Origin of the sequence: Aureispira sp. CCB-QB1 (assembly GCF_000724545.1) — a bacterium.
GTDB lineage: Bacteria > Bacteroidota > Bacteroidia > Chitinophagales > Saprospiraceae > Aureispira.
This window is the reverse complement of the sequence record NZ_JHBV01000009.1, coordinates 20,762-45,677: the sequence shown is the minus strand read 5'-3', so window position 1 is coordinate 45,677 and position 24,916 is coordinate 20,762. Positions and strand designations below refer to the sequence as shown.

19 protein-coding genes are annotated in these 24,916 nt (G+C 36.9%); 8 read left to right on the top strand and 11 right to left on the bottom strand.

The features are described 5' to 3' along the window. The 3 genes from CG11_RS04180 to CG11_RS04170 form a co-directional block, all read right to left on the bottom strand. Positions 1 to 1,352: hypothetical protein (locus CG11_RS04180; protein WP_156039650.1), on the bottom strand; the 1,352-nt coding region annotated here is incomplete at its 3' end. A 57-nt stretch (positions 1,353 to 1,409) separates the two neighbouring features. Further along, positions 1,410 to 6,437, bottom strand: coding sequence for a hypothetical protein (locus CG11_RS04175; protein WP_052593458.1), 5,028 nt, complete (start codon positions 6,435 to 6,437; stop codon positions 1,410 to 1,412). 272 nt (positions 6,438 to 6,709) lie between these two features. Then, positions 6,710 to 8,107 carry a phosphoglucomutase/phosphomannomutase family protein gene (locus CG11_RS04170; RefSeq protein ID WP_052593456.1) on the bottom strand — a complete coding sequence of 466 codons (1,398 nt, stop codon included), beginning with the start codon at positions 8,105 to 8,107 and terminating at the stop codon, positions 6,710 to 6,712. Positions 8,108 to 8,620: 513 nt separating this feature from the next. Between CG11_RS04170 and CG11_RS04165 the strand changes: the two genes are divergently transcribed. From CG11_RS04165 to CG11_RS04155, 3 genes are all read left to right on the top strand, one after another. Then, positions 8,621 to 9,274 (top strand): protein-L-isoaspartate(D-aspartate) O-methyltransferase, encoded by a 654-nt coding sequence (locus CG11_RS04165; protein ID WP_052593454.1) that lies wholly within the window; start codon positions 8,621 to 8,623, stop codon positions 9,272 to 9,274. Between the two features lie 552 nt (positions 9,275 to 9,826). Continuing rightward, positions 9,827 to 11,026, top strand: coding sequence for a hypothetical protein (locus tag CG11_RS04160; RefSeq protein WP_156039649.1), 1,200 nt, complete (start codon positions 9,827 to 9,829; stop codon positions 11,024 to 11,026). Further along, positions 11,023 to 11,361: a nucleotide pyrophosphohydrolase gene (locus CG11_RS04155; protein WP_052593451.1), complete on the top strand. Its 339-nt coding sequence runs from the start codon at positions 11,023 to 11,025 to the stop codon at positions 11,359 to 11,361. Before CG11_RS04160 ends, CG11_RS04155 begins: the two co-directional genes overlap by 4 nt. A gap of 3 nt (positions 11,362 to 11,364) precedes the next feature. Here CG11_RS04155 and CG11_RS04150 read toward each other — a convergent pair whose 3' ends face one another. The 6 genes from CG11_RS04150 to CG11_RS04125 form a co-directional block, all read right to left on the bottom strand. Then, complete coding sequence (locus CG11_RS04150) at positions 11,365 to 11,952, bottom strand: hypothetical protein (RefSeq protein WP_052593448.1); 588 nt, start codon at positions 11,950 to 11,952, stop codon at positions 11,365 to 11,367. Between the two features lie 30 nt (positions 11,953 to 11,982). Next, the gene (locus CG11_RS04145; RefSeq protein ID WP_052593446.1) at positions 11,983 to 12,909 is read right to left on the bottom strand and encodes a YHYH protein; all 927 of its coding nucleotides are present in this window, start codon (positions 12,907 to 12,909) and stop codon (positions 11,983 to 11,985) included. A 252-nt stretch (positions 12,910 to 13,161) separates the two neighbouring features. Further along, positions 13,162 to 14,292 (bottom strand): DegT/DnrJ/EryC1/StrS aminotransferase family protein, encoded by a 1,131-nt coding sequence (locus CG11_RS04140; protein WP_052593444.1) that lies wholly within the window; start codon positions 14,290 to 14,292, stop codon positions 13,162 to 13,164. 117 nt (positions 14,293 to 14,409) lie between these two features. After that, positions 14,410 to 14,937 (bottom strand): hypothetical protein, encoded by a 528-nt coding sequence (locus CG11_RS04135; RefSeq protein WP_052593442.1) that lies wholly within the window; start codon positions 14,935 to 14,937, stop codon positions 14,410 to 14,412. Positions 14,938 to 15,412: 475 nt separating this feature from the next. Continuing rightward, positions 15,413 to 15,952 (bottom strand): hypothetical protein, encoded by a 540-nt coding sequence (locus CG11_RS04130; protein ID WP_052593440.1) that lies wholly within the window; start codon positions 15,950 to 15,952, stop codon positions 15,413 to 15,415. Between the two features lie 116 nt (positions 15,953 to 16,068). After that, positions 16,069 to 16,623, bottom strand: a complete 555-nt coding sequence (locus CG11_RS04125; protein WP_052593438.1) for a hypothetical protein — start codon at positions 16,621 to 16,623, stop codon at positions 16,069 to 16,071. 960 nt (positions 16,624 to 17,583) lie between these two features. Here CG11_RS04125 and CG11_RS04120 point away from each other — a divergent pair. From CG11_RS04120 to CG11_RS04100, 5 genes are all read left to right on the top strand, one after another. Further along, positions 17,584 to 18,723 (top strand): DUF1015 family protein, encoded by a 1,140-nt coding sequence (locus CG11_RS04120; protein WP_052593435.1) that lies wholly within the window; start codon positions 17,584 to 17,586, stop codon positions 18,721 to 18,723. A gap of 107 nt (positions 18,724 to 18,830) precedes the next feature. Next, positions 18,831 to 19,991: a cystathionine gamma-synthase gene (locus tag CG11_RS04115; protein WP_368667155.1), complete on the top strand. Its 1,161-nt coding sequence runs from the start codon at positions 18,831 to 18,833 to the stop codon at positions 19,989 to 19,991. Positions 19,992 to 20,153: 162 nt separating this feature from the next. Further along, on the top strand, positions 20,154 to 20,780 hold the full coding sequence (locus tag CG11_RS04110) for a hypothetical protein (RefSeq protein WP_052593431.1): 627 nt from the start codon (positions 20,154 to 20,156) through the stop codon (positions 20,778 to 20,780). Between the two features lie 11 nt (positions 20,781 to 20,791). Then, positions 20,792 to 22,342 (top strand): TIM44-like domain-containing protein, encoded by a 1,551-nt coding sequence (locus CG11_RS04105; protein ID WP_052593428.1) that lies wholly within the window; start codon positions 20,792 to 20,794, stop codon positions 22,340 to 22,342. 23 nt (positions 22,343 to 22,365) lie between these two features. Further along, a complete protein-coding gene (locus tag CG11_RS04100) occupies positions 22,366 to 23,502 on the top strand; it encodes an FAD-binding oxidoreductase (RefSeq protein ID WP_052593426.1) in 1,137 nt (378 codons plus the stop codon). Here CG11_RS04100 and CG11_RS04095 read toward each other — a convergent pair. Together CG11_RS04095 and CG11_RS04090 are read right to left on the bottom strand one after the other, a co-directional pair. After that, complete coding sequence (locus CG11_RS04095) at positions 23,497 to 24,231, bottom strand: M48 family metallopeptidase (protein WP_052593425.1); 735 nt, start codon at positions 24,229 to 24,231, stop codon at positions 23,497 to 23,499. The two genes, CG11_RS04100 and CG11_RS04095, sit on opposite strands and share 6 nt — an antisense overlap. After that, positions 24,228 to 24,656: a thioesterase family protein gene (locus CG11_RS04090; protein WP_052593423.1), complete on the bottom strand. Its 429-nt coding sequence runs from the start codon at positions 24,654 to 24,656 to the stop codon at positions 24,228 to 24,230. Before CG11_RS04090 ends, CG11_RS04095 begins: the two co-directional genes overlap by 4 nt. Positions 24,657 to 24,916 lie beyond the last annotated feature (260 nt).

Here is a 24,916-nt window from a genome sequence, read left to right as displayed (position 1 = left end):
ACATTCAAATAATCTGTGGTAGGATTGGGATACAACAACAAAGAAATTGCTCCTCCTTGCTCTAGCGGCAGCACGCCTGTTGTCGTATGGCAACCTGGCACCAAGCAGCCCTGGTCGTCCAATTTTATCAACCAACCTTGCTGAAAAATAATCGGATTGCTAGGAATCGTATCTACTCCATTCGCTTCTCCACATACTAAAAAACCTCCATCTGGCGTTCGCTCGGCATCATAAACCGTGTGCCGTGCATTCGCTGTGCTTAGATACTCGTAATCTCTGCTCCAAATGCTGTCTCCTTGAGGCGATAGTTTCACAATTCGCCCGTGTATAATATAATGTGTTGGATTCTGTGCAGGGTATGTTCGTGATATTGTCCCAAATGCAACTAATGTACTATCCTCTAACTCTATTATTTTCTGAAAACTGGCTAAATCATCAATAGGTGAACGTAATATTGTACCCCATAAAAAATTCTGAGCACTATCTAATTTATAGATATAACCATGGTGTAAAAAATTAGCAAACGTTCCTGTGCTATTCAGTCTTTCATAGCCCCATGCACTGGCAACCACCAAGCCGCCATCTTTGGACAGAATCAAATCGTTCACACCATGTATTTGTTGGTTATTGGGGCTTTGGTAAGTCCAAATCGTATTGCCTAGGCTGTCTATTTTTTCTAATTTGCTTCGTACCGTGTAGTTCATTTGTACGCCACTTAGGTTGTCTTGTTGGTAGCCAATTATATAGTGATTGTCGTTCGTGGCGTAAACGCAGGGAGTGTGCTCTACATAATGGGGTACGCCTCTTGTTACATGCCATTCTTTTTGTCCTTGTTGATCTAGTTTTAGAATTCCTACATCACTTACTCCTGTTGTATCATTAATCGAGCTTGTTATTATATAACCGCTATCATTACTTATTCGCATATCGTCTGGGCGGATGAATGTCCCCTCGATATAAGGGTTAGAAAAAGGTGTAACTGTTCCCCCTCCCATATTATCATAGATAAAAATGCCTCCATACATTCCTGTAGAGTCATAAAAATAAGGGGCTGTTACTAACTCATTTTGAAAATTTGTCCTTAGATAAGGAAACCACGTTTCAACCCCCCTAGTTATTCTATAAAATAATAAATTACCAAGAGTATCGTATTTCGTAAACACCGTACCAAAATCACAATTATTGTTACTATCTAAAGCCCCCCCTGTAACATAGTAGCAAGAATCCGTCACTTCTAAACCTGTGAGTATCGTATTTCCACAGCCCAACTGCACCCGTTTATTAAAGGTAGTTATTTGAGCTATGCTATTATAATATAAAAAACAACATAATACAAGATAAATAATTCGCATAAGAAAAAGATAAAAGCCTATTTCCACACAGGGCAGAAATAGGCTATCAATGATACATTATTTTTGAATAACAATTTTAAAGACTTTAGCTTCTTGCCCCTCACAGAATAGTGTCGCAAAATAAATTCCCGACACCCATTCTTTGGTATTTAACGTAAGCTGACCTACATTGTTGCGCAAGGCTACTTGAGTCATCCTTGCCCCCGTGGTAGACGTAACCACCAACTGCCCCTTTTCAAGCCCTTCTGGCAATTCATAAGACAAATCCACCCAATTAATAGCAGGGTTCGGCGTGCCCGCCAAGGTAGGTTCTTTAGCAAATGACGCAAGACGACTCCCTTTGGCAGGAACAAACTTACCTTCTACGGGATTTAGGTTCGGCAAACTGGGCGCATACAAAGTACCTTTGCGATAAAAGAACTTTAAAATATCCGACGCTTGTACCGCTGCAAAACCCCATTGGGCATCGGCAATCGCTTCCAATGCCTCTACTTCTGATTTCTCCAAATTTGCTTCCATGCGCCCATTGGCATAAGCCGCTTGCAACAATTCTTTCAAATCTTTGTAATGACTGTGGTTTTTTGATGCTCTAAAGTCCATGCTAAACGTAGCAGCAATATAATCTATTTGATCCAAAGCATCGGCATAACGCCCCTGTCTCCAATAATGCTCTACCAATTCGTATTGTGCGGCTATGCCAGGTTTCTTTTTAATCCAAGTTTCTAAGCTATCGTTTTGAGGAATGCTGTCGTTGGCATAGTGCTGAATCACTTGATTTGCCCCAAAGAATAACTTTTGATAGGCACCCGCTAATTCGCTTTCTTTGTTAGAACGAGTCGTGCTGTCTTCTGTTGGTAGTTCGTCGTATTCTAGTTTTAATTGTTGATAGTTGCCCCAATCGGTGGCATAGCCTTCTTTTAGGGCTTCTAAGGAAATAATTTCCCCTTCGCCATTGCTTACTTTAAAGGTTCCTGTACCAGTATAGTTTGCTGCGCAGAAACTCAATATACCTTGTGATGCAACCTGTCTATTGGTATTAAAAAGTAATGCTACATCTGGTATTTCATTTGTATTATTAGAAGTATAATAATACTGAACAGGTGCCCCTAACTGTGCCGAAGCAGCATCGTAATTGTAATTGTAAAAATGCGCTTGAGTAGGCAGGCTCTGTACAGCAGTCGAAAAGGTATTGCGACTGGCTTGCGTGATACTACCTTGTTGACTACTAATGCTGGCTGTTGTATTATCGGTTGCGATATTGGCAAAGACCATAAAGTCGTAATCATTGCCTGTATTTTGGTTACAGTGATACTGTAAGCCACTAGAAAAAGGTCCTACCCCACTATTCCGTCCATGTGCCAAATTCCCACTCGTCAAATTATGATAGTGGTTGTTTTTGAGGGCATTCCCTGCCGCTCCCGTTGCTTCTACCCAAGAACCAACCGTAGCGCTGGCATTATTGGTCGTACTGGTAAAGTAGTTCTGTTCTGCATTAAAAGCAGTCGTATGAATCAGCCCTAGACCGTAGTGCTCCACAATATAGCTGTTGGGCGAGGTACTTGCAAAGTTGCCTATTTCAAAACTATCCCGAATCACTACCGCCTGGTTGTGCGCTCGGATAATAACGGCTTGCTCGTTATCCACGAAGGTACATTCGTCAATAGCGGTGGTATAGTTGGTGCCTCTTGGACCGCCCATCTCAACAGCACGCTCCAAGCCCTCAAAGCGGTTGCGTTTGGAAGGGAATAACAGGCGAGAGACTTTGGGGCTGGCTCCCAAGCCTCCCAAACCAAAGCTACCACCAGTAACTGGGTCTCCTATTTTGTTGCTGCGTTCGTCCTTAAACGTACATCCCTGTATTTCGGTTCCACCAACCGACCACATGGATACGTGTCCCAAAAAGTTAGGAAGGCTATCGCCGTCAAAAGGACGATAATCGTCGTTGACCGTAAAGGTACAATTGTGTAAGGTACTCCCTTCTTTGCCTCCTGTTGGAGATATATAACGCATAAAATCAATGGAACGCCAATTGTTAATAAATTGACTATTCATCGCCGTAATAATTCCGCCTGTTCCACCTGTATTGTTGGTTGGATTGGGGAAATTGCCTACTTCCCATGGACTAATGGCATTTTTGGCATATTCCAAGGTAGCAGCACTCAAAATAATTTGCCCCTGATTGGTCGGGACTTGAGACAGGTGAGAATTTCCCCATACTTGGATGCCTTGCCATGTCTGACCACATTGATTGGTGATCGTAGAAGAATCAACCACCAATAAGCCACCTGGTTCTACCACAATCAAACCATCTTTGGGCATATTCAGCGTCATGCTATTTAAAATTAAGGTAGCACCTGCTTTGACCTTGATGTCTCGAACCATATTTTTGTCCGTAGTCCATGTCTCCGTTCCTGTAATCGTTCGGAAACTACGGTAATCAATGGACGTTTCTGGCGGTAGCAAGTCGGCTTCCCATACGCCTCGTCCAAAGGTTGCTGCTCGTAGTTTGCCCGAACAGTAGTTGATTTTAAGTTCTGTTGTTCTAGTATTAGGAAATGGATTCCCTTCGCTATCAAACCTTAACCAATCACCTCCGTCTTCTCTTACATATACTCCCACATCTGTAGCTATATAAACCCTATCTTTAGTACCTCTCTGATAAACAATTCCATTTATAGATACATTTAATTTCGCTAAAGATTGATTAGCATCATCATAATTCACCCACGTATTAGCATCTCCCTTGTTATCAGAATACCAAACCTTTAACACTGGGTCAAATCCAGCAAAACTAACCCAAACTCTATTGCCATCTCTAGCATCTAAAGCTATTCCTGTTACAGGATTAGGTTCACTAGTCGTAGTAGGTATTGCAGGGTTTGATGATATGGGTAAATTTGAAGTTTTATCTACAAAACAAGTGGAACATGTACTTTGATCTGAAAAGAAAAAACCTGAACGAAATCCTCCTCCACTAACGCCATTGAAATTAAGAGTAGAAATATATGTATTATTTGTATTTTCATCTTCGGATAGTGCAATCTCCATGATTTGCCTCCTCCACTGACCTTGCTTATGTGCAAACTGTCCAATATTTGATTTTACTGCCCATGAGGTTCCTCCTCCTTGATTTTGCTCAACACGACTTAAATAATTTCGAATATACATCTCTGTAAGTCCAAAATATAACTCATCCGTTTTAGGATGATTTATAATTTTAAATGTTGTTGGTACCCAAGATGTTAATCCTTCTGTTGGATCAATCGGTAATCTAGGATTGACATCTAAAGGTGTAGAATAATTAGGGTATATTTGTACTAGACCTAAATAATTATTTCCTCGCCAAAATGATAAACCTGAATGATCATCTATTTGTACTCCATAACCATCTCCTATCAATCTATGGGCTTTCCATGTTATTCCATTATCAAGCGTATAGTCTATACCTATATCCTGCTTTGCAATTGCAATAACACTATCATTTCCCTCCCAATCATCAAAAGACCACACTGTACAAACTCCCAAACCATTATATAAAGCTTGCCAAGTGTTTAGTGTCAAGTCATAATGACTAATTCCTCCATGGGTTCCAACAAATAATTCATCTCCCATCCCATTCGGTGGAAAAGCCAAGATATGAACATCATCATGAACGGCAGGATTGTGCCCTCCACTTGGGTTAATATTATAAAATGATGAACTAGAACTTAAAAAATTCTGCGACCTATAATTATCAATCATGCCAATAAATACATCGGAAGCATTCGTAGGGGATACGGCAATACCAAGCCAGTCAGGATGGTCATATCCACCTTGATTTAGTGTATTTTTGAGTATCCAATTACTACCATCAAATAGGTATATTCTTCGTGCCATTCCGTTACCAGTATTTATATTTTTTCCTACTACTTGTGCATAAATATTATTAGGTGCAGCTGGTGTAACCGCAATATTTATACGACTCACTTCAAAAGTAGAAGGTAATGATAAATCTACAAGATAATTAGTTTTAGACGTCCATGTATTACCACCATCTAGGGATTCATAAATATCCTTTCCACTAGCATAAACAATATTACTTGAATCAGGATGATACTTTAATCCTTTCCATTCTGTATCCCAAATTGAGTTAGAAGGACCTATTAAAACTTGCCTCCAACTCATTCCTCCATTCTCTGTCTTGAAAATACCATGACTAGTAGCAATCAATAAATTGTCAGATAAAGAAGGGTCTGGATGTACTATTATATTTCTCATTGTCCCTCCCTCTTTAAATATATCTAGAAGAGTAGGAATATTTGTTATTCCATCTATCATCAAAGTTGAACCATTAATCGGTTCCCACTCATTTGCAGTTGCATTATTATAACGATAAACTCCTTGAGTATGTATAGGATTTGAACTTAATGTAGCATTAAGTGGAGTATACGAGGCTTTATATCCAAATGAGAATCCATAGTCTCCATTTCCAGTACAAACATAGACCAAATCATCTGTCACAGCAACTCCACCTACTGAAGTAATTGGCAAACCTTGGTCTGTATGAAAATTATACCAATTAGCTCCTCCATCGTCAGAGCGATATAAGCCACCATAATGAGATCCTGCGTAAAGAGTTTTGTTTAAATTTCCTTGTAGACTTGTACCGTAATCAGGATGAAATGCAATCCGATGCATCTGTCCCATACCTCTTGCTTTGTTCGCTGGACCTCCAGAAATGCTTTGCGGATTTCTTGGTCCTAATTCTTTCCAGCCTTTAGCATTAGGATGATTATTAGGAAATTGGATAGATGAAGTTGGAGCAAAAGAAGTATTAATCAAATTTTGATTATTATAATTCTTAGAGTATTCAATAATGGCTCGATTAGCTATTCTCATATCTCCTGATGGATATAATCGAGCACCCCATTTTATTGCATTACGTCTAACTTGATTAAAAAAACCTCCTTCGGCACTATCCTCTTGATGATAGTAATAAAAAGAATCTAAAAAAGAATAAAAAGAAGAATCGGGATGAATTTGGAATTGTCCAAATCCTTGGGAATAGCAACAGAGCAGTGCTGTTACTAGAAAGAATTGTTTCATAAAATTGGGTTTATTTTAAATGTAAAAAATATAGTATATTAAAATACATTAAAAATCTAGACAGATAGACTTCATCAGTATTCCTTCATTTTTTTAACATTCACTTTTCAGGGCAATACAAATATATGTTAAAAGACTCAACATTGCAAGTCAAATAAATCTTTATGAAATAATTTTACAGTTCATTATCTGCACCTTACACCCCAAAACAACAAAAGAGCCAACTCAATGAGTCAGCTCTTTCTCCCTAAATTTTATGGTTCTTATAGCCTCTATCCTAAGGTCGCGTGTGTAGCGCTTAAGATGTTTCTTACTTCCTCATGAGTAGGTCCCTGTGCATAAACCCTCAACACAGGTTCCGTTCCTGAAGGGCGAATCATCACCCATTTATCATCTGACAAGTAGAACTTATACCCATCAATTGTTTCAACACGTTGTACCGTATAATCTCCAAAACTCGTGTACTCGTTGTTTTTACATTTCTCAATAATTGCCCATTTTTTGTCGTTGGCGATGTGCAAATCATCTCTATCAAAAGCAAAGTGTCCTACCAAAGCATATACTTCTTCCATCAATTCTTTGATAGACTTACCTGTTTTAGCCATAAATTCCAAGACCAATAAACCAATCCAAGCGCCATCACGTTCTGGAATATGACCAGCTGCTGCAATACCGCCCGACTCTTCTCCACCAACCAAAACATCTTCTGTAATCATAATTTCGGCAATGTGCTTGAATCCAATTTTAACCACTTGATATTCCAAGTTATACAATTCACATAGCTTTTTTAGTTTATCCGTTACCGAAAAAGAAACCACTACTTTGCCTCTCATACCTTTGTACTTGTACAAGTAATGCACGATCAACAATAGAATTTGATGAGAATTAACAAACGTCCCATCTTCATCATACATTCCAATACGGTCGGCATCGCCATCGTTTGCCAATCCACAAGTAATGTTTTTATTGTCTTTAATTAATTGCGACAACTCTTGCAAATTTTTGTCAATAGGCTCTGGCGCCTGTCCATTAAAACTTGGATTAATTTCGCAATGCAATGGTACCGCATTCGGCAAGATTCTACGCACAATATTTTGTCCAGCACCATACATAGCATCGTAAGCACAAATAACACCAGATTCACGAATCGTTTTTAAATCAAATTTAGACTCAACTTCTGCCATGTACAAATCCTCTAAATTGATATATTCTAACAATCCATCCTTTTCCATTTGTTCAATAGATGGCAATTCGTCCGTACTATTTTCGGCAGGAATCAATGCTTCTACGGCATCTATATCTTTAGGTATAGAAGGTCCTCCTAATTCTGATTTCAATTTAAAACCATTATAAGTTGGAGGATTATGACTCGCCGTGATAACAACCCCCATTTTTGCTTGCTTCTTGACGACACCTAAAGAAACCATAGGAGTTGTTGAAATATTTTTATCAAAATAAGTCTTAATTCCATGATGTGCCATAACTTGAGCCGTTGTTTGAGCAAACATCAATCCTCCAAAACGACAATCATACCCTAATACCAAACTATTTCCTCCGTTTTGCTTAATCCACAAAGCTGTTCCTGTAGCAATCCGCTTTACATTCTCAACGGTATATTCCTTTGCTATAATAGCTCTCCATCCGTCTGTTCCAAATTTAATTTTTGTCATAGCTTCTTAATCCATTTTGAGCACCTTTGTGCTACTTTTCTTTTTATTATTAATATAATAGTAAGTAATCGTTCAAAAAAATAACAAGTACCACGCAGTAGCAGCGTAGCTAAAACAGCCTTTTTTTGCACTACTCTTCATCAGAAAAACTTGTCTTAGCTCGCTAAGCCTTCCTTTTTCTTCTTTAATTAGCAAAAAAATAATCCCATTCTTTGTTCTTATTTTTTCTGACCTCTTACTTATTTTTATTTATTGAGTACACACTATTTGATGGGTTTGCTTGCCTCAAAATTAGGAGACCTCAAAAGTTAAAGCAACTTAAAATAGTTAGTCTATTGTACACGTACCTTTTGTTAAGTCAAAGCAAAACAACCTTTATAAAGTGTATTTAGGGTTTATTCTTTCAAATTTTTCAGCAAATTAGGAAAAAAATAGTATCTATTCTAGTCATTTGTTAGTTAAGCGTCTATGAAATTTGTGTTATTTTGTATTTTAGCGACTTAAATTCAACAAATGGAAGACAGCAATAGACATAAGGGCATGCGCAAACGTTTGGCTGAAAAGCTTTATCAAAAAGGTATTCGAGATGAAAACGTCTTGAGCGCCATTCAAGCCATTCCTAGACATTTCTTTTTGGATAAAGCATTCGAAGAACACGCCTACGAAGATAAAGCATTCCCTATCGACGAGCATCAAACGATTTCTCAACCTTATACCGTTGCTTATCAGACAGAATTGCTACAAGTCAAAAAGCGAGAAAAAATTCTTGAAATTGGTACAGGTTCGGGATATCAATCTGCTGTTTTAGCCCTATTAGGTGCTCGTTTATATACCATCGAACGACACGAGTTATTATATTCCAAAGCTAAGAAAATGTTTGAGACACTTGGCTTACTAGGCATTAGAAGTTACTTTAGAGATGGCTACAAAGGTCTAGGCGAATTTGCACCTTTTGACAAAATACTAGTAACAGCGGGAGCTACAGAAGTACCACCTGCCTTAAAAAAACAGCTAAAGATTGGTGGTATTCTAGTCATTCCTGTTGGTAATCAAGCACATCAAAAAATGCTAAAAATAACTCGTCTAAGTAAGTTCGATTATCAAGAAGAAACTTTGAGCAACTTTAAATTTGTACCTTTACTAAAAGGGAAAAATCCACAAAAGTAAATATAAGAAAGCCCATTTTCATCGTTATACTATTCATGCTTGTTCTTTTAAAATCAACCTATCTCAACAATCTTTTTGAGATATTAATTTGTTTTGAGTTGATAACTTCGTATTTTGCAGCCTTAATTATTCCATTTTTTTCACTATATAATAAGCCTATACGTTAAAACTTTACACAAATTTTACCACTTTTTTTTAATATCTTGCGATTTAACCAAAGGAGCATTGAACACTATAGTACAAACTTATACTTATTTTTATTATTTCTTAAAAATAAGTATTAATTTAAAAATAGAGTTCACAAAAATAAGTTATGTCTGTTTTTCACCATAAACATTTAATCAATTGTCCCTGTTTAATACCAGTTCACTTATCCAATAAATCGCAGTTGATATTAGTCTATTAACCCCAATGGTAAATATGAGTTATTTGTTGCTTGTTATTTATATCGTGGCTTTCAGTTGGTGGATAAAATCTACAAAGACCCTCAACACACCTGGCCTATCACGCAATTTTGTATGCTTTATTTTTCTTTCAAAAATAATAGTAGGGTTGCTCTATGGTATCATCCACTATACCTATTTTAAGGGAGGAGACACATTTATTTATCTGAGCGAAAGTACATTATTAGGGCGGACATTTTTGTCGCATCCCAATTATTATATTGGATCTATATTAGGTTGGGACGTATCTGTGCCCAATGCCATTGTTTTCACTTACCCTGATGCTGCCATTTTTTGGAAAGATTTGGGAACCTATATGTTGGTACATTTCCATGCTCTACTATATCCATTTACGTTAGGTCATTACCATTTGCACATTTTTTTCATTGCTACCATTGGCTTGTTTGCCAGTTTGAATTTTTACAATATATTCCGACAAATTTTAGAATTACCCAAGTTTACCTTAATTGTTTGCTGTTTTTTCTTGCCATCTCTGACTTTTTGGACAGCTGGTTTACACAAAGATGTCTATATTTATTTTGGTCTAAGTTTATTTCTATTAAGTCTCTTAGAGTTTCAACAAAAAACACGATTATCCAAAGCTATTGCAAAACTTTGTGTATCTATTTTTATTATAGGCATAATCCGTCATTATTTGCTAGTTCTATTACTTCCTGCTACAATAGCCTATATCTGTACATTATATGCTCCTAAGCGAATTTGGCGTACTTACCTAATTGTTTATAGCATCTTTATTGGAGGAACTCTTGGTCTTGCTAAGTTTATCTTTGGCATTGAACTATTAGAAATTCTAGCCAATCAACAAACCGCCTTTTTAGCTGAAGTTGGAGGTTCGTCTATAAAAGATGTTGCTCCACTAAGTCCAACACTTGGCAGTATTTTCAGTACCATTCCCATTGCATTTGTCAATGTGCTAGGAAGACCATTTTTATGGGAATGCAAAGATTTTTTACAGCTAATAGCTAGTTTAGAAATTCTATCTTTCCTAGTATTGTTTGCCGTTTCCTTGGCACTAAGAAAACAGTCTATAAAGTCCCCTAACCCCCTAATACACTTCATTGTTGCTTATGCGATCACTAACCTTCTCTTAGTCGGTTTATTGGTCTCTAATATCGGTACTATTGCTCGATATAGAGCGATTGCATTGGGGATTTTATCTGCATTATTGACACACATTCTTGATTTTTATCACATTTACCCCAAGAAATCAAACCAAAAGAATACTTCCATTTCCAATATAGATCCAACCTCTTTTTCAAAAAAAAACAAAGCTAAATTATTACAATGACATTACAAGAAGCACAAGCAAAAGTAGACCACTGGGTCAAGACCATTGGCGTTCGTTACTACGGAGAACTAACTAATACAGCCATTCTAATGGAAGAAGTTGGCGAAGTAGCTCGCCTAATGGCTCGAATTTATGGCGAACAATCTTTTAAAACAAAAGAACAAGAAGCCTCTGCCAAAGATGATCTAGCCGAAGAAATGGGAGATGTTTTATTCGTCTTGCTTTGTCTGGCAAATCAAGCAGAAGTCGATTTAGGTGCTTCGTTGCAGAAAATAATGGACAAACGAACCATTAGAGACAAAGATCGTCATGCCAATAACCCAAAGTTAAAATAACCATTAAATACGGATGACTTTGCTTCTTCTTGTCAGTATTAGTAGTAATAAAGCACCAACTGTTCCTATCGAAATCATCAAAAAATTACGATTAGCAGCCTTCGGCTTAGGGATGGTATATATAGATTGTTGAGAATGTGTTACAAACTTTAATGTATCCATATTCCTTAGCTTAATACTGTGATAATTCACTTGATTAGTATATGCTTCAAACATACAGGTATTGTTAACAGAACGAATTCCTTCATTCTTTCCTAATCTTAGTATATAAACACTGCCATGACCATGGCCATTTACAACAGGAGCCACTTGAATGGTTTGCATTTTGACAATTTGATTTTTTTCATTTTTAATAGACAAACGTTCTTGGATGTAGGCTAATAATCCTGCTTCCATTTGTGCGGTTGTTTGTGCTATTTTTAGCTCTGGTTTAGCTGTCAATAAAACTTCTCTAATTGTCCATGGAAACTCAGCTTTTAGCAAAAGTTGACCATCCGATTCAAAAATTTCAAAGAAAGCTTCATTCGGAGCATGAGCTATACAATAGTTCTGCACCAAACAGAAGCTAACCCAAAACAATAAATACTTCATCTCAAGCAGTAGGTTGTTATTAAGAAATGTTTATCGCAGTTTAAAGTCATTAGAGGGTATTCCCATCAAACACCTAGGAACAGAAGGAAATTCGTCTGTTATAACATAGTAATATGTTCCTCCAGGAAATTCTGGTGTTACCCCTGTTCGACCATTACACTCATCGAGCATTCCTAGGCTAGGAATATATTCATAATCATTAGAATAAATGCCATTGTACGCCCCACAAGGTCCATCTGAACCATTCCCTGGTCGTTCTCCTGTTTTAAGTTGGTAGCTAGCAGTCAAGGCAACAACAGCAGAAGTGTTATCTAGCGGATCTGAATAACCATACTTATAATAAATAGGAAAACCATCTGCCGCCCACCCTATTTGAGTCATTGTTGTGGTATTAATATTCAATGATTGAAGATATAAAGTTGGCGAAGCATGATAATGATACTTGCCTGTTGGCTGCACGTGAGCATTGTTACAATCTAACCCCAATTGTACATTCGTAGCTTCCAAATTCCACGTCCAATTCACATTTGCTGCCATCATCCCTTGATGGGGCCAAGGCTCTGCGGCAATAGGGTCCAATTCCACTCCATTCATTAAAATGCCAAAAGCACCAACAGGTCCTACACTACTTAGTAGCTCTGTTTTCGAAGCCGCTTTAGTAGGAGTTGTTGTAATTCGATAAACTGCATTTTGCGGGCTAATAGCATTCGGATTTAAAGAACCTTGACCTCCGCCAAATAAACCAACTTTATGTTCTGGTATATTATTAGCCGTAATAACTCTTGTATGACCATTAATAGATTCAGAGTAAGCAGACGAAGGAGTTAAGTTTTGGTTGCAGGCTCCTCTAGAAGTATTTAGAGGCACGGTAGGAGTGCAATCTACCATTGGTTGTTCACGGCAAGCAAACAATAATAAACTTGTCAAAATAAATAAAATAGGAACTACGCATTTCATAACAAAAGATTTATTCTTAGATATTCTCTCAAGAATAAGTCGTTACACATTTAATACTCCCCTATTTTTTGCTCTAGTAGTTCGTTGTTTTTTTACCTTTTCATAAAAGAGCAAAAAAAAACACATTTATATCAACCTAATAATCAAAACTTTAACACAAAAACAATAAACACACAACTTTTTGATTATCAACTACGCAGCACTCAAGAAGTAAACTTTATTAGTTTACTTCTTGAGCGCAGCTAACTATTGTTATTCAAAAAATGAGCAAAAAATATTGGTAATAAATGCCAATTGCTCATCGTCCATTTCTGTATGGATCGGTAATGATAAAACTTCCTTACAAAGCTGTTCTGTCACAGGAAAGCTATTTTCTGAAGCCGATACAATATGTTTAAAAGCCTCCTGTTCATTCAAAGGAACTGGATAGTATATCATAGATGGAATACCATTCTCTTTTAAATGCGCTTGCAAAGCAGCTCGTTTATCTGTTGGAACTTTTAACGTGTATTGATGAAATACATGAGAAGAGTTATGTTGACGCACAGGTATTTGAACACCTTCTATTGCCCCAAATGCCTTATCGTAAGCAGCCGCAACAGCTTGTCTAGCGGTCGCATAGGCATCCAATTGAGCTAATTTAATATCCAGCACGGCTGCTTGAATAGAATCCAAACGAGAATTAACACCAATACATTGATGATAATAACGTTTGTTTTGTCCATGGCTAGCAATCATTTGTAAATGCTTTCCTAAAGCTTCATTTTGAGTAAAAATTGCGCCCCCATCACCATAAGCACCTAAATTTTTGGAAGGATAAAAAGACGTGCAACCAATATCTCCTAAGGTACCTGTTTTTTGAACACGACCATCCGAAAAGGTATAATCTGCCCCGATCGCCTGTGCATTATCCTCTACAACATAAAGCTGGTACTTTTTTGCTAATGCTAAAATAGGCTCCATATCAGCACTTTGCCCAAACAAATGAACAGGTACAATAGCTTTGGTTCTTTCTGTTATCAATGGTTCTATCAAGTCTGCTGTAACATTAAACGTATTGGGATCTACATCAACCATTACAGGTGTTAGTTGCAACAAACCAATCACTTCTGCCGTCGCTACGTAAGTAAAAGTAGGAACAATTACCTCATCTCCTGGCTTGAGTCCCAAGCCCATCAACGCTATCTGCAACGCATCAGTACCATTTGCACAAGGTATGACCGTATTGACTGCAAGGTATTTTTCTAGATGTGCTTTGAAAGATTTGACTTGTGGACCATTGATAAAAGCACCAGATTCTATACAATTCAAAATAGCTGTGTCAACAGCATTTTTAATATCTTGGTATTGTGCTTTCAAATCTACCATTTGAATGGGTCGCATATCGTTATTTTTTGAACCAATGAGAAAGCATATTTTGTGTTAAGTGGATACAAAATTTCTCTCTAAATACATTTTCATTAATTGACGATGAAGGTACATATTTCGTTGGAAAATTACTTAGTCCAAGCGCTCAATTTTTATCAAATCAAAATTATGAGGGTGCAGCAAAAGTTCAAACAATCCTTTTTCGGCTCGAACGACAGGTTCTAAACTCGTTGTTCTTACTCTTAAATCCACATTGAGTCGAATTTTAAAATTCGTATCTTCTGCTATTTGTACAGAATCATAAGCCGTTCCTTCGATGGTATAAATACAACCATCTATTTCATCCAAAAATGCACTGATATATGATATTAGTATCGCTAAAAGGGATTTTTTTTTGTTAACGTCCAAAGCAGCAAAATTTTGCTCAATCGCCTTTTTGCTTGTTTTAAAAAAACAATACTTGTCTAATTTCTCCTGATCCGCTTTTGCCCAATAAACAAAAGTTTCATCAACCCATAGAATTGTCCATTCGCTCAATCGTTTAAAAGTGCTTTTATCGAAAAACGCACCACAATCTGTTTTTTGAGCCTTATCCAAATGCTTTCCTTCTCTAATTTCCTTTGTCAAGTAGGTATTCCAATTCCCAAAAAGTCGAAACATAATGTGTATTTTTTAATTGTCCTTTCGTCGCTCATTCTCTTTAGAGCAACATAGAATTGATTATCAGTAAAATATGCACTAAACAATCAAACTTACTCTCTATCCAGTGAGCACCATGCTTATAACGTAAATTAACAACACGGTTCTCTATTTGAGCCTAAAAATAGCTATTTTTTTTGCGGTTTTTAGAATTAATACTCTGTTGATTTTTTAGTTTATTGCATGAGTACTTCGCTGTTGATTATTAGCTTTTTCAATTCAAAGCAAACAAAAACATATACCACTAATAATCAATCTAATAAATTTCCCTAAATAGAGTAAATATAGAATAGGAGTCTGCTGATTTTTTAGTTTTTAATAAAAAGTGAATGCAAACACCTTGCATTGGACCAATATTGAGCCTATTTTACAATTAACAACAAACTATTTGACAACGTCCTGCTAAAAAATCACCTATATCATTTACCTTGTTGTTTTAAACCAACCTTTCTATGGAAAGTAAATCTAATGTCGTATGATTTAAAACGATCTTGTATTGTGCTTTTACCTCTGTTGTTGCTCCATCTTGTTTAGGATAAATTAAGCAACAAGAAACCTTTATATGAAACTGTTGCTCTTCTATAAAACCGCTCAAAGCCTTGTCTTTCCGCAATGCAGAAATCCCATCTACTTCATTTTTTATAATGGCATACAATCGCTCCCACAAAAAATAATGATATTGTTTTTGGTAGAATGGAAATTGCTGACTTAATGCCATCCTTGAAGTTTTAAAGAACTCATCTACCGTTCTATCATCGCTGAACAGACCTTTAAAAACAGGCTTTCCCCAATAAACAAAGCCATCATCTTGGTGCAAAATAAACCAACAACCTACAGCTGCTTTTCTAGGTCGCTTGTTTAGCCAACTGCTAAAAAACGTATCAACACTTGCTAACGTTGCCTTGTCCAACAATTCTCCTTTTTGAATTCGTCGAACAGAATAAGGTGGCGCATCATTTTTAAATAGTGAAAACATAAGGTCATAAGATGAATCAATAAAATTGAGGCTAATTGATTGTCAATAATTGAATCAAATTACAAAAACTACAGGATACGTGCAAGTAAGAAAGCAAAATTAAGAAAGGCAAATACCTACAACGGTTCCAGCTTTATCAAATCCAAAGTGTCTCGATTGAGAATGACATTGTAATTGGCTTTTTCACTATCTTCGCCTGGGATTTTTATTGTACAGGGAGTTTGAATGACTAAGGTTTCGTCTATTAATTGTACCTTGAAACCTAGTATAACCGTTACGGTAGCTTTTTGAGGGATGGATTTGGCAATAACAATTTCTAACTTTTCTCGAATACTATTTCCGTGTACGGACTCATAATTGGGAAACTTCGCTTGAATATCAGCCATTGGTGTTTTAAAAAACTCCTTGACGGTTGGATTTGCGCTGACCATACTTTCAAAAGTTGTCCACCCCCAATACAAAAATTCCTCGTTCTTGTACAAAACAATCCAAGAGCCTTCCATTGCTTTTTTTACATTACGATCCATCCAACTTTCAAAAAAGTCATCCAAAGAAGAGGCTTTTGCTTTATTTAATAATTCGCCTTGCTGTATCTTGTTAACAGGATACGTTGGCAAAGCTTCTGCTTTAAGTGAAATTGCAAATAATAATATGAAAATAAGTTTTGACATAAGCCATTTTAATAACAATAAATTTGGGACTATTATTTATTAGTTTTTATTTTTAGAAACTAAGCTTACCTAATAAGCTTGTGCGAGCAACACAAAAAACAAAGGTTGTGATCACAGAGTACTAAAAACTAATAAACCTACTATGCATTATTTAGTAGTCATAACTGGTTAAAAACAAATAGTGCGCCAAAGAATATTCTATCGAAATTGACACTAAGAACTCTTTTTTCTAGTGAAGTTCTTTATCTTGTGTGAAGGCTTTTGCAAGACTATTTTTATTTTTTTATAAAAACTAAAAAAGCCATAACATAAAGGATTAACTTCTATAAAATTTCACAAGAGTTCAAAATGCATTCAACTTGAAATTAGAAAGACAGTTATAATTGACAATAGGGATGTGAATGTATAAGTTGTTTTTGTGGCAATGAAATATGTACTTTGTGAATGTCTTTTCTTTGGCTGTAAAATCATTGCATCTAATCTCCTTTATTAAGAGTGATTCGACATAATTTTATCACAAAGGATCATAAAAACCATAGACAACTTGTAAATAATTTTGTGGGGATTTCTCTATCTTGGAGTCAAGTCAGTGTGATAGAGTAAAATTTTATAGGGCATAGATACATCAATTCGTGGATAATTTGAAATAATTGCTTATTGATTTTGGAATAAAATACAAAAAAAAATAATCACATTTAATTAATTATCAACCAACAACAGTAATAATCTTTTTTAAAGCACAGAATTAAGGATGTTACAGTTTAACAATTATTTATAAAATTTGTTCGAATCTACAACCATATGGTTATTTGAACAATTCATGACGTAAGAATATCTCTTCACTATATCAAGAAACGTTGAATACTTACAATTTACCCAACAATTCGTTCTTTTTAGTGGATTCGTAAAAGATTAAACAGAAAGCATATTTATAAGACTACTTAAAATAATAACAAACCAATGGCGAAAATTTCACCATTCCGAGCAGCACTACCAGATCTGAGTGATATTATTTCCTTTGATGATTTTTTTGGTTCGGCCAAACGCAAATTCCCACTCTATTTAAGCGATGGTATTTATACTCAAAACTCTAAAAAATCATTCTATATCTACCGTATTAAACGGCCACATCGCAGTCATACTGGATTGCTAGCTTGTACAAATGTTTTGGATTATATCAATGGCGAAATCAAGAAACACGAGAACACCTTAGCGGCCAAGGAGGCTAAAATGATGCGTCTTTTTGAAGAACGTCAAGCATTGATCAAACCAATTTTACTAACATACCCTAATGTTTTAGAGATTGATGCCCTCATTAACCGAATTACCACCTCCTCTCCTCCTTCTTTTCACATTCCATTCCAAGATGAGGAGCATATTTTTTGGCAAATAGAAGATCCACTCCGAATTGAAGCCCTAACCTCTGCCTTCGATCAACATGTTCACGAATCTTATATTTGTGATGGACACCATCGAGCCAAGACTTCAGAGTTATTATACAAAAGATACCTAGAGTCCAACGAGTTGACGACCAATAAAACGCAATTTAACTTTATGTTGGTCGCTTATTTTCCTGCTTCCGAAATAGAGATTCACAACTACAATCGAGTGATTGCTGACTTAGGTAATATTTCTCAGAAAAATTTTCTTGCTCAATTAGAAACCTACTATAGCATTCAACCCACCGAAAAGAACTACACTCCAATTGCAAGGTATGAAATGGGCATGTACCTAGACAAGCAGTGGTATAAACTGCGTCTCAAAAAATCATATTGGCCCCAACCTAGTACCCCAACAAAAGAAACATTAGATGTTTATTTTTTGAACAAATATGTTCTAGAAGGCATTTTAGGAATTGAAGACGTTCGAACAGAGCCCGATATCAAGTATGTAGAAGGTCCCAAAGGTGCGTTTAGCTTAGAACGCAGGGTGCGAGAAGGTAAAGCTAAAATTGGCTTTAATTTATATCCCGTTGCTTTAGAAGATTTGATTCGTATTTCAAACGAACAAGATACTCTTCCTCCTAAATCAACTTGGATTGAGCCTAGGATGCGCAATGGGTTTATTGCTCATTTGTACAAAGAAGTTGCAGAGGATTAGCCGATTAAATTTTTGCACTTGGCGACTAATGCAGTCTATTTACCTATACTCTGTATACCAAATGACACTCATTAATTGGTGTACAGAGTACTTAAGTGCTAAAAAATATAAAAACATCAATATCAAATATGAAATTTGGAACAAAAGTTATCCATGCAGGAATCAAACCAGATCCAGCAACGGGGGCAATTATGACGCCAATCTATCAAACCTCTACCTACGCCCAAGAATCACCAGGCAAACACAAAGGGTTTGAATATGCTCGCACCAAAAACCCCACAAGATCTGCCTTAGAAGCTAATCTAGCTGCTCTAGAAAATGGGGCAAAAGCAATTTGTTTTGGTAGTGGCTTAGCGGCAATCAATGCCATGCTACAAACCTTAAACCCTGGTGACGAAATTATTGCTACCAATGACTTGTATGGTGGCACCTATCGCTTATTTACCCAGATTTTCGGGCGTTTTAACATCAAAACTCATTTTATTAGCATGGACCAGCCCAATGATATAGAGCCCTATATCAACGAGCAGACCAAGTTGATTTGGATCGAAACCCCAACCAATCCAATGCTAAACATCATTGATATTGAAGCTGTTTGTGCGATTGCTCAACAACATGGCATTCGTACTTGTGTAGACAATACATTTGCCTCTCCTTATTTGCAAACACCAATAGACTTGGGAGCAGATGTCGTCATGCATTCGGCTACCAAATACCTTGGTGGTCATTCTGATGTCGTTCATGGTGCTTTGGTTTGTAAAGATGAAACCTTCGCTCAAGAATTATTCTTCTTACAAAATGCAGCAGGTGCCGTTCCAGGACCTCAGGATTGCTTTTTATTGTTGAGAGGAATCAAAACGTTGCATTTGCGTGTGCAACGGGCTTGTGATAACGCTCGTACTATTGCTAACTTTCTAAAAGAACATCCTAAAGTAGATCAAGTATACTATCCTGGATTTGAATCTCACAAAGGACATGCCATCGCCAAACGTCAAATGCGTGATTTTGGTGGTATGGTTTCGTTCTCTTTAAAAGAGGACACATTTGAGGCTGCTGCTAGAGTCTTAGGAAGCACGCATTACTTCACCTGTGCAGAATCCTTGGGAGGTGTCGAGTCTCTAATTGGGCACCCTGCGTCTATGACCCATGCCTCTATTCCTCGTGAAGAACGGTTAAAAGTGGGCTTAACAGATTCCTTAATTCGATTGAGTATTGGAATAGAAGATATTGATGACTTAGTTACTGATTTAAAGCAGGCTCTGGGCTAGTAGTAGTTAGCTACGCTGCTACTTCGTGGTCGTTTATTAGTTCGCTTTGTTACTACCTACGGTCGTGAGCTCGCATAGCTTGGTTCGCTGCTACTGCGTGGTTTCAACGAACTATTGGGCTAGCCAATCAATCTATAATTTTTACACATATATTCACTTCGTATGAATACTTTTTTTACTCCCGAATATCAAGAAGAACTAGATGCTGCCATTCAAGCCCTAGAGTCCAAAAGTAGTGTTGAATTGGTCACGGTCATTTATCCAGAATGCGACAATTATAGAGATATTGAGCTTTGGGGCGGCATTTTTTTAGCGTTCTTGGCTTTGGTTGTCAAATTTATGATCCCTACGATCATCCACATTTATGCCATCTTGTTTGGAACACTTCTATTCTTTTCTCTAGGCATTGGGATTATCAAATGGTTCCCAAAGCTCAAACATGCTTTAATTCATAAAAAACGGATGCGTCGTCAAGCCGAAATTATGGCTAGAGCCATCTTTCAAAAAGCACACATTCATAGAACATCGCAACACACGGGTGTCCTTCTATTCATTTCTACATTCGAACGTCAAGCAGTATTGCTGTGGGATATTGGTGTTGATATTGAACTAACAATTGATGAATTGGATAAGCTCCAATTCCAATTCAATGAAGTTTTTAATGCTCCCGAGCCTCCACAAGCACTTTTGGCAAAAATTAGAGCTAGTATCCCAATCTTTGAAGAACACCTGCCAGTACAGCCTAATGACATTAATGAACTTCCTAACCACCTACACGTAGAACTTTAAACCAAGATTTCATGCGCTTTGCTAAATTTTTTTCTTTTAAATACTTGATTGCATTAACACTATTGTTTTGCATTGGTATTTTATTTTTATTTCCAGAGGTAGCCTATGCTCGACCAGGTGGCGGACATTCTTACAGTGGTGGCTCTAGTGGTGGAAATGGAGGTAATGGTGGAGGCATCATCGTATTTGAAATGCTATTTCGTCTTTTCTTTCTATTGCCTCCTTTTTTACAAATAGCATTGATTATTAGTATTATTGTTGCCGTTATTTGGTATCACCTCAACCATCAAGGAGGAGACAAACAAGTAGACAACTATATACAAAGCTCTGGAATGGATGCTTATCGTTTCCAACAGAATCAAATGGCAAACCAAGCCAAACAACAAAAAATTGATGCTTTAATTCGCAAAGATCCTGCCTTTTCTGAGATTCTATTTTTAGATTTTGCTCATTCGCTTTATCATAAATTCTACAGTAGCATTAATACCAAAAATAGTCGTAGCGTACAGCCTTTTCTCTCTGAGAATATCAAATTATTCATGCGTTCGGACATGGCGAAGACAAGTCCTCGAACAGAAGTTGTTGTCGCCAATATTCAAATCTCAGATATTATCACAACAAGCGAGCAAATCAAAATTGTGGTAGATTTTCAGTCTAATTATTCTACTCTTTATAATGAAAAGAACTACCGACATATTTTAAAGGAACGTTGGGTTCTAGTCCGAAATATAGAGACAGTATCTACTAGCCCAGAAGGTTTACGAGATTTGGCTTGTCCTAATTGTGGCGCTCCTAACGACTTCAACGATGCAGGTGTTTGTGGTAATTGTAATACCTTGATAGAAGCTGGGGAAATGAATTGGATGTTAGATAAAATTGTTGTCCAAGAGCATCAACATTATAGAGCAGAGACCTTAGGTACCTATGCTCCCGAAGTTGGTAATAATGCCCCCACTATTATCGATCCATATTTAAAAGAAAAGGGGGCTCGTTTTATCGCTTTACACCATCTACAAAACCCTGCTGCTTACTGGGAATCATTTATGGAGAATGTGGTAGAAGCCACTTTCCAAACTATGTATCAAGCTTGGTCAGAGCGTGACAATTGGAAATCGGTGCGTCATTTGTTAAGCGATCGTCTTTACGAGGCAAATGCTTTTTGGATTCATCTCTATCAAGAAAAAAATTACTTCAATCGTTTAGAAAATATCACCTTAGAACATATCGAACCTGCCCGAATCACCATAGATAATAATTACGAATCTATTACCGTTCGCATTTTTGCGGCAGCCATTGATTATACAGAAGATAAAAATGGTCGTTTAATTGGAGGAAACAAACGAACGCCCCGAAGATTTACCGAATACTGGACATTTATTCGAAAAATAGGGGTCGAAAAACCAGAGAGTGAATTTGATACTGCCCAATGCCCCAACTGTGGCGCTCCTGCTGATAAAATGAGCGACACTTCTGTTTGCGGCTATTGTGGCACCAAGACCAATCAAGGTGATTTTTCTTGGGTACTAAGTAATATTGCACAAGACGAGGCTTATCAAGGGTAACCTAAAGAATAAAAAACAACAAAATGACAAACTTAAGTTACTGGGAAAGAGAGACCTTTCTAAAAAATGTAGATGTGGTCATTGTTGGCAGTGGTATTGTTGGTTTAAGTGCCGCTTTGCACCTAAAAGAAAAAGCTTCTAACCTCAATATTGTTGTCGTAGAAAAAGGAACATTTCCTTCTGGTGCTAGCACCAAAAATGCGGGATTTTCTTGTTTTGGCTCTGTGTCTGAGCTCTTAGATGATTTGGAAGACCAAGACGAAGACACTGTCTTTGGAATCTTAGAAAAACGATGGTTAGGTTTGCAACGGCTACAACAGCGAATTGGTGTTCAAAATATGCACTATTTTCAGCATGGGAATTATGAGATTTTCAAAGCATCTGATCAAGAACTCTTCCAACAATGTTGTTCCAATATAGCTGCACTCAATCAAAAACTAAGAGCCATTGTAGGTCTAGACAATACATTTAGTATTGCCAATCAAGCTATTGACACCTTTCAATTTGGGGGTGTTCAACAACTTATCTGGAATAAAGCCGAAGGACAAATACACACAGGGAAAATGATGCATAATTTACTAAAATTGGCACAACAACAAAACATTACGATTCTAAATGGCGTAACCGTTCAGGCTATACAAGACAATGGCAATCAAGTTGAAGTAATCACCCAAAACTCTTGGTCTATTATTGCAAAAAAGGTTTTAGTTGCCACCAACGGTTTTGCCAACAAATTATTCCCTCAACTAGAAGTATTCCCCGCTCGCAATCAAGTCTTGATAACCAAACCCATTTCTCAACTTTCGATTAAAGGATGTTTTCACTACCACAAAGGGTATGTCTATTTTAGAAATATTGACAATAGAATTTTATTGGGTGGCGCAAGACACTTAGACTTAACAGGAGAGACAACCGCTGAATTTGGTTTTTCGGAAACCATCCAAGATTATTTAACCAACTTTCTCAAACACACCATACTCCCTCATCACCCAGTAGAAATAGACTATTGGTGGAGTGGTATTATGGGAATTGGTGCTGCAAAAAAACCTTTGGTTCAAACTATTAGCAAAAATGTTGTTGTTGCCGTAAGAATGGGTGGTATGGGCATTGCGATTGGTTCTTTAATTGGCGAAGAAGGTGCCGAATTATTGGCTTTATAAAAATGGGATACGGTAACCATTGAGTTTTTTATCCAACTGCTTGGCTCCTGGCAATAAATTCTCTAAATGACTCCAAAATGCCGCGCTGTGATTTTGGTGTTTTATGTGCGCCAATTCATGCAAAATAACGTAGTCTATCAAGCTGTCGGGCAGCAGCATTAGATACAGAGACAAATTGATGTTACTTTTAGAAGAACAACTCCCCCATCTCGTCTTGACATTTTTTATTCGGATCGTATTGATGGCAATTCCCTTTTGCATTGCCAAGGTTCTAGTCCTATTGGGCAAGTAATATTTCGCTTCTTGTCTCAAAATTTCTATCATAGCTTCTTGAAGTTGTTCTTGAACTTCTGATGAAGCAATCTCCCACGTTTTAGGCACTAATAAATCAATTTTATCCTCCCTACCTTTCGCCACCATGGTTGTTTGGTCGTGAGGTAGAATGCGAAGTACTTTTGTGCGAACTTGAAACCTGCTATCAAAAGACAATAACTTCTTTTTTTGGCTTTCCTTGACTTTTTCCAATTGAACTTTGACCCAAGCAATGTTTTGATGCAAAATAGGTTCTGCCTTTTTGTACGGTAAGGATTGAGGTAGTGTTACGATGATTGAGCCATCGACTTTTACTTTTAATGTAACGCGTTTGGAACGAGGATTTTTTTTAAGAATAACTTTCCCTACTTCGGGATGCATCAATACCTTTTGGTTCGGTTCCAATTTTTTGATCATAATAATGCATTGATTTTAGCTACAACTTCTTGAGGAAGACTTGCAATTTTCTTTTCGCCATAATCAAAACATAAAATACCTGTTTTAACGCGAGCAACCTCTCTGTTCGTCTGAGCATTCGTAATTTTATAATACAAATCAAAACCAATACTAGTTAAGTCATCAATACCAATTTCAATTTTTAATTCATCTCCCTCATGCGACTCTGACTTGTACAAAACAACAGCATCTGTCATAATAATTCCCTTGCCAGCTAAGGTCAGTTCTCCATATCCCCAACTTTTTAGGAGATCAACTCTTGCCTGTTGAGCAAAAATTAACATCATTTCATTCCCAACATGCCCTCCATAATTCAAATCAGTAATACGAACCCTTACACTAGTTGTAAAAACATACTGTTTGCAATCTTTTAGCTTTGCTCTCATTCTTAGATACCTTATTTATGATAATTAATTACAGCCAAAAATACATGAAAGTTAATAACTTTTGTACCTATTGCTATAGATGAATTTTGAAACCCAATTATTTTTTTTCAAAATAAAGACAATATTTTGCTAGTGAAAAGCGTTTTTAAGGCTTTTTTTCAAAAATAGTCTTAACAAAATCCTAAGAAATGCATTTTTTTTTGTCAAAACACAGAACTCGCACTCTTTTTGTAGAGTACTTAGAATCCCATATATTATAA

Coding starts and splice junctions, on each gene's coding strand:
- CG11_RS04175 (WP_052593458.1), bottom strand. CDS start 6,437: ATGAAACAATTCTTTCTAGTAACAGCACTGCTCTGTTGCTATTCCCAA.
- CG11_RS04170 (WP_052593456.1), bottom strand. CDS start 8,107: ATGACAAAAATTAAATTTGGAACAGACGGATGGAGAGCTATTATAGCA.
- CG11_RS04165 (WP_052593454.1), top strand. CDS start 8,621: ATGGAAGACAGCAATAGACATAAGGGCATGCGCAAACGTTTGGCTGAA.
- CG11_RS04155 (WP_052593451.1), top strand. CDS start 11,023: ATGACATTACAAGAAGCACAAGCAAAAGTAGACCACTGGGTCAAGACC.
- CG11_RS04150 (WP_052593448.1), bottom strand. CDS start 11,952: ATGAAGTATTTATTGTTTTGGGTTAGCTTCTGTTTGGTGCAGAACTAT.
- CG11_RS04145 (WP_052593446.1), bottom strand. CDS start 12,909: ATGAAATGCGTAGTTCCTATTTTATTTATTTTGACAAGTTTATTATTG.
- CG11_RS04140 (WP_052593444.1), bottom strand. CDS start 14,292: ATGCGACCCATTCAAATGGTAGATTTGAAAGCACAATACCAAGATATT.
- CG11_RS04135 (WP_052593442.1), bottom strand. CDS start 14,937: ATGTTTCGACTTTTTGGGAATTGGAATACCTACTTGACAAAGGAAATT.
- CG11_RS04130 (WP_052593440.1), bottom strand. CDS start 15,952: ATGTTTTCACTATTTAAAAATGATGCGCCACCTTATTCTGTTCGACGA.
- CG11_RS04125 (WP_052593438.1), bottom strand. CDS start 16,623: ATGTCAAAACTTATTTTCATATTATTATTTGCAATTTCACTTAAAGCA.
- CG11_RS04120 (WP_052593435.1), top strand. CDS start 17,584: ATGGCGAAAATTTCACCATTCCGAGCAGCACTACCAGATCTGAGTGAT.
- CG11_RS04110 (WP_052593431.1), top strand. CDS start 20,154: ATGAATACTTTTTTTACTCCCGAATATCAAGAAGAACTAGATGCTGCC.
- CG11_RS04105 (WP_052593428.1), top strand. CDS start 20,792: ATGCGCTTTGCTAAATTTTTTTCTTTTAAATACTTGATTGCATTAACA.
- CG11_RS04100 (WP_052593426.1), top strand. CDS start 22,366: ATGACAAACTTAAGTTACTGGGAAAGAGAGACCTTTCTAAAAAATGTA.
- CG11_RS04095 (WP_052593425.1), bottom strand. CDS start 24,231: ATGATCAAAAAATTGGAACCGAACCAAAAGGTATTGATGCATCCCGAA.
- CG11_RS04090 (WP_052593423.1), bottom strand. CDS start 24,656: ATGAGAGCAAAGCTAAAAGATTGCAAACAGTATGTTTTTACAACTAGT.